Origin of the sequence: Thioalkalivibrio denitrificans (genome assembly GCF_002000365.1) — a bacterium.
Taxonomy (GTDB): Bacteria; Pseudomonadota; Gammaproteobacteria; order Ectothiorhodospirales; family Ectothiorhodospiraceae; genus Thioalkalivibrio_A; species Thioalkalivibrio_A denitrificans.
The window spans coordinates 1-4,783 of the sequence record NZ_MVBK01000054.1 but is presented as its reverse complement, the minus strand read 5'-3'; the positions used below and the strand labels follow the sequence as shown (position 1 = coordinate 4,783).

At 65.9% G+C, this 4,783-nt stretch carries 5 protein-coding genes and 2 tRNA genes; 4 read left to right on the top strand and 3 right to left on the bottom strand.

Annotated features, from left to right (window positions below; translation table 11 throughout):
- Window positions 1-50: 50 nt before the first annotated feature.
- The 3 genes from trmB to thiS all read right to left on the bottom strand — a co-directional run bounded on the left by trmB (window position 51) and on the right by thiS (window position 1,892).
- Window positions 51-743, bottom strand: a complete 693-nt coding sequence (gene trmB / locus B1C78_RS09630; RefSeq protein WP_077278950.1) for a tRNA (guanosine(46)-N7)-methyltransferase TrmB — start codon at window positions 741-743, stop codon at window positions 51-53.
- 123 nt (window positions 744-866) lie between these two features.
- The gene (locus B1C78_RS09625; RefSeq protein WP_077278949.1) at window positions 867-1,664 is read right to left on the bottom strand and encodes a thiazole synthase; all 798 of its coding nucleotides are present in this window, start codon (window positions 1,662-1,664) and stop codon (window positions 867-869) included.
- Window positions 1,665-1,691: 27 nt separating this feature from the next.
- Window positions 1,692-1,892: a sulfur carrier protein ThiS gene (gene thiS, locus B1C78_RS09620; protein WP_077278948.1), complete on the bottom strand. Its 201-nt coding sequence runs from the start codon at window positions 1,890-1,892 to the stop codon at window positions 1,692-1,694.
- A gap of 648 nt (window positions 1,893-2,540) precedes the next feature.
- On the opposite strand from thiS, the gene B1C78_RS09610 reads away from it, so the two are divergent.
- The 4 genes from B1C78_RS09610 to B1C78_RS09595 all read left to right on the top strand — a co-directional run bounded on the left by B1C78_RS09610 (window position 2,541) and on the right by B1C78_RS09595 (window position 4,621).
- A tRNA-Gly gene (locus B1C78_RS09610) sits at window positions 2,541-2,614 on the top strand.
- Window positions 2,615-2,670: 56 nt separating this feature from the next.
- On the top strand, window positions 2,671-3,795 hold the full coding sequence (gene thiO, locus B1C78_RS09605; RefSeq protein WP_077278957.1) for a glycine oxidase ThiO: 1,125 nt from the start codon (window positions 2,671-2,673) through the stop codon (window positions 3,793-3,795).
- Window positions 3,796-3,839: 44 nt separating this feature from the next.
- Window positions 3,840-4,259 carry a Fur family transcriptional regulator gene (locus tag B1C78_RS09600; protein WP_425443971.1) on the top strand — a complete coding sequence of 140 codons (420 nt, stop codon included), beginning with the start codon at window positions 3,840-3,842 and terminating at the stop codon, window positions 4,257-4,259.
- 286 nt (window positions 4,260-4,545) lie between these two features.
- Window positions 4,546-4,621 (top strand) — tRNA-Thr (locus B1C78_RS09595).
- The last annotated feature ends 162 nt before the right edge of the window (window positions 4,622-4,783 follow it).

Genomic DNA, 4,783 nt, shown 5'->3' with positions numbered 1-4,783 from the left:
CTTCAACCTTCATCCTTTCAAAGGGGGTGGTTTCATTCAACCTTCATCCTTCATCCTTCAACCTTCATGAAAATGAGGTCCCAAACCCCATGCCCCCGTGTCTGTCCCCGCTGCTCGAACTTTGTGAGAGGCCGGTGGGGCGGGCGCGGGGCGAAGCCGTCGGCGGTGTTGCGGAATTCGGGTGAGGCGTTGAGCACGTCCAGCATGTGCCGCGCGTAGTCTTCCCAGTCCGTGGCCAGGTGGAGCGTGCCGCCCGAGCGCAGGCGGGTCGCCAGCAGCGCCACGAATGCGGGCTGGATGAGGCGCCGCTTGTGATGGCGTTTCTTGTGCCAGGGATCGGGGAAGAAGATCTGCACTGTGTCCAGGCAGCCTGGCGCGATCCGGTGTTCGAGCACCTCGACCGCGTCGTGGCACATGACCCGCAGGTTCGTCAGCCCCAGGGCCTCGATGCGCGCGAGCAGGCGCCCCACGCCGGGGCGGTGTACCTCAATGCCGAGAAAGTCCCGCTCCGGCGCCGCCTCCGCCATCTGCGCGAGGCTCTCCCCGTTGCCGAAGCCGATCTCCAGCGTCACCGGCGCGGACCGGCCGAAGATCGCGGCAAGGTCCAGCGGTTCCTCTGAAAAGTCGATCCCGTACCGCGGCCAGAGCGTCTCCAGCGCCCGCTGCTGCCCGGGCGTCAGGCGCCCCTCCCGTCGCACGAAGCTGCGGATGGGTCTGTGTGGTGTGGGGCCGGGTTTGGACATGGGTGTGAAAAGCCTCAACGCAAAGACGCGAAGACGCAAAGGGGCGCAAAGGTTTTTTGATCAAAGGCCCTTTTGCGTTCCTTTGCGTCTTTGCGCCTCTGCGTTGAAGATTTTCCAGCGGACTCAGAAAAACGTCCCCTCCACCGGGGACGACGCCGAGGCGTAGCGGCGGCGGGGCATGCGGCCGGCGAGGAAGGCCTCGCGGCCGGCCTCGATGGCCTTTTTCATGGCGCCTGCCATCAGCACGGGGTTCTTCGCCGCGGCGATGGCGGTGTTCATGAGTACGCCGTCGCAGCCCAGTTCCATGGCGATGGCGGCGTCCGACGCCGTGCCCACGCCCGCATCCACCAGGATGGGCACCGAGGCGTTCTCCACGATCTCCAGGATGTTGTAGCGGTTCTGGATGCCCAGCCCGGAGCCGATGGGGGCGGCCAGCGGCATCACCGCCACGCAGCCGAGCTCCTCAAGGCGTTTCGCCAGGATCGGGTCGTCGCTGGTGTAGACCATCACGTCGAAGCCGTCCGCCACCAGGATCTCGGCGGCCTCAAGCGTCTGCACCACGTCCGGGTAGAGGGTCTTCTCGTCGCCCAGCACCTCCAGCTTGACCAGCTTGTGCCCGTCCAGCAGCTCCCGGGCCAGGCGGCAGGTGCGGATGGCGTCCTGTGCGTTGTAGCAACCGGCGGTATTGGGCAGGTAGGTGTAGCGGTCGGCGGGCAGCACGTCCAGCAGGTTGGGCTCGTCCGGGTTCTGGCCGATGTTGGTGCGCCGGATGGCCACCGTGATGATCTCCGCGCCGCTGGCCTCTACGGCCGCGCGGGTCTCGTCCAGGTCCCTGTACTTGCCGGTGCCCACCAGCAGGCGGGAATGGTAGGTCTGCCCGGCGATGACCAGGCCGTCATTGGGTCGATCGGTATCTGACATGAGGTGTTCCGGTTGGGTGCTGGGTGTTCACCCGCCGCCGATGGCGCGCACGATCTCCACCCGGTCGCCGGGGTTGACCGTGTGCCGGGCGTGCTCGCTGCGCGGGACGATCTCGCCGTTGACCTCCATGGCCAACCGCTGCCCGGACATCTCCAGGTGGTCGAGCAGCGCCGCCGCGGTCAGGCCGTCGGGAACGTCACGGGGTGTGCCGTTGAGGGTGATTTCCATGGTCGTACATGCGGTTTGTGCAGGTGGATTGTCCATTCTAAGGCAGATGCCCGATGCTGGATACATGCTGGTCCGCTGGTTCAAGAAAGGGCGATTCACCACGAAGCTCACGAAGGGCACGAAGAAAAAGACCTTTCTCTCGCAAAGAGCGCCAAGCTCGCCAAGGAAACCCATTCATAAGTAATGGTTGGGCCATACCCGGCATCCCGACCGTCGGGGCCCGGCGCGCCCACGGAACATCCATATAGTCATCGAATTTCTTGGCGTCCTTTGCGCTCTTCGCGAGAGAACATGTTTTTTGGTCGGGCCCCCTTACGGCCGGGACGGCGGGCATGGCCCGCCGATTAGCCTTTCCTTGCCTCCGCGAGGTGGATAAAATGGCCAGCCCGCATATCTCACCACCGTTCGTAGCGAGGGCGTCGAGATGCCGCTGTGACGGGGCGCGCGGAACGGAAGACGGCGCAGGCGTAGCCGACACTACGTTGCTCAGGGCCGGATGTAGGAGGCCCGACCCCGGGCCGAACGCGGAGGTCGATCGAGCCGGGCGGTTCGCGGCGGGGTCGCCGCTCCTACGCAGCAGACGCCCCGTCACAGCGCGCAGACCGGCGGCCGCAGTAGAAGGGTGGTGAGATATGCGGGCTGGTTCCTGCGGGTGTAGTTCAATGGTAGAACCTCAGCTTCCCAAGCTGATGACGTGGGTTCGATTCCCATCACCCGCTCCAATTGCACGCCTTCGAAGCGGCCCGGCCGCCTCGTCCTGATCTCGCCGGGAATGCTCATGACCGACTGCATCGTGGTGGGCGGCGGCCTTATCGGCATGCTGACCGCCCGTTTCCTGCATGACGCCGGCCTCGAGGTGACGGTGCTGGAGCGGGGTGAGACCGGTCGCGAGGCCTCCTGGGCCGGCGGCGGCATCCTCTCGCCCCTCTATCCCTGGCGCTATCCCGACCCGGTTACCGTGCTCGCCCGGCATACCCAGGACGCCTATCCGGCGTTCGCGGCCGAGCTGCACGCGGAGACCGGGGTGGACCCGGAGTGGACCCGTTCCGGCATGTTGGTGCTGGATGCCGGTGAGGAGGCGGCGGCCTGCGGCTGGGCCGAGCGTTTCGCCGTGGGGCTGGAGATTCTGGATGGAGCGGGTGTGCATGCCTGCGAGCCGGTATTGAGGTCAGCCACCGGGACCGGACTCTGGCTGCCGTCCATCGCCCAGGTGCGTAATCCGCGCCTGGTGCGGGCCCTGCGGGACAGTCTGGTCAGGCGGGGAATCGCGATTCGCGAACACAGTCCGGTTGAGGCCCTGTGTGTGGACCGGCGCGGAATCACCGGCGTCAGGACCCCGAAGGGCGAGATCCATGCCCGCCGCGTGCTCATCGCCGGCGGGGCTTGGAGCGCCGGGTTGATGCCCGAGGGCGGCCCCGCGTTGCCGGTGGTGCCGGTGCGCGGGCAGATGATCCTGTTTCGCGCCCCGCCGGGACTCATGCAGCGCATCGTGCTGAGCGGCGGCCGTTACTTGATTCCGCGCCGCGACGGCCGCATTCTCATGGGCAGTACCCTTGAATACGTGGGGTTCCGGAAGGAAACAACGGGAGATGCCCGGGCGGAACTGCTGGCTGCGGCCGCGACGCTGGTGCCCGCGCTGGCGGACGCCCCGGTGGAACACCACTGGTCGGGGCTGAGGCCCGGATCGCCCACGGGGGTGCCGTATATCGGCGAGCACCCGGGGTGTCCGGGGTTGTTCGTGAACGCCGGGCATTTCCGCAACGGCGTCGTGCTGAGCCTGGCCTCCTGCCGGCTGGCGGCGGATTTGGTGGCCGGAACGGAGCCGATGTTCGACGCGGCTCCTTATCGGCTGGATCGCGCCGCCGATGCCCCTGAGGGGGGCGAGGCTGCATCCGTTATCTAGACTTTGTCTAAGGTTGACGCTAAAGTATGAACATGTCGATAGAAATGACTTCATCCGCCGAGGCGCGCGAAGCGATCATCAGGCGCCTGCGCGAGCACGGCATCACCCCCACCCAGCAGCGGGTGGAGATTGCCGGCGTGCTCTTCGATCGTCACCAGCACGTCTCCGCGGACCAGGTGCTGGCCCGCGTCAATGCCCGGGACGCCGCGGTGTCCAAGGCCACCGTGTACAACACGCTGGGTCTGTTCGCCGAAAAGGGCCTCATTCGTCAGGTGATCGTCGACCCGGCCCGCGTCTTCTACGACAGCAACCTGGAACCCCACCACCACCTGTTCCACATGGACACCGGTGCTCTGGAGGACATCCCGCTCAGCAAGATGGATGTGACCGGCCTGCCCGACCTGCCGTCCGGCATGGATGTGGCCGGCGTGGACGTGGTCATCCGGGTGCGCCGCAGCGACTGAGAGCGTTCTTACCACGAAGCACACCTGAGCCGGATCGCCTTCGGCCCTTTCCTGGTATGGCCTTTGACCCGCCACACTGGCGGCGTGGATCGCCCGGGGATGTTTCTCTCGCGAAGCCGCGAAGCCCGCCAAGAACACCTGTTTTTTAGAGGGGCGGACCTGCCCGCAAGCCCGCATATCTCACCGGTCCCGGTGAGATATGCGGGCTAGTTCTTCAGCCGGCATTACGCGCGCTGGCGCAAACGGCGCGAGAGTGAAATAATCACCCGCCTCGGCAGTTTTCCCCGCCGGAGTAGCTCAGCTGGTAGAGCAGGGCATTCGTAATGCCAAGGTCGTAGGTTCGACTCCTATCTCCGGCACCAAAAGGTGAAAAGGGCCGCCCTTTCGGGGGCGGCCCTTTTGCATGGTGCGCCTTCCCTGAGGCAGAGGCGAAAACCCGACACTCAACCCTTGCCATTCCCTCCCTCGCTTGCGGGGGAGGGAATGGCAAGGGTTGAGTGTCGGGTTTTCGCCTCTGCCTCAGG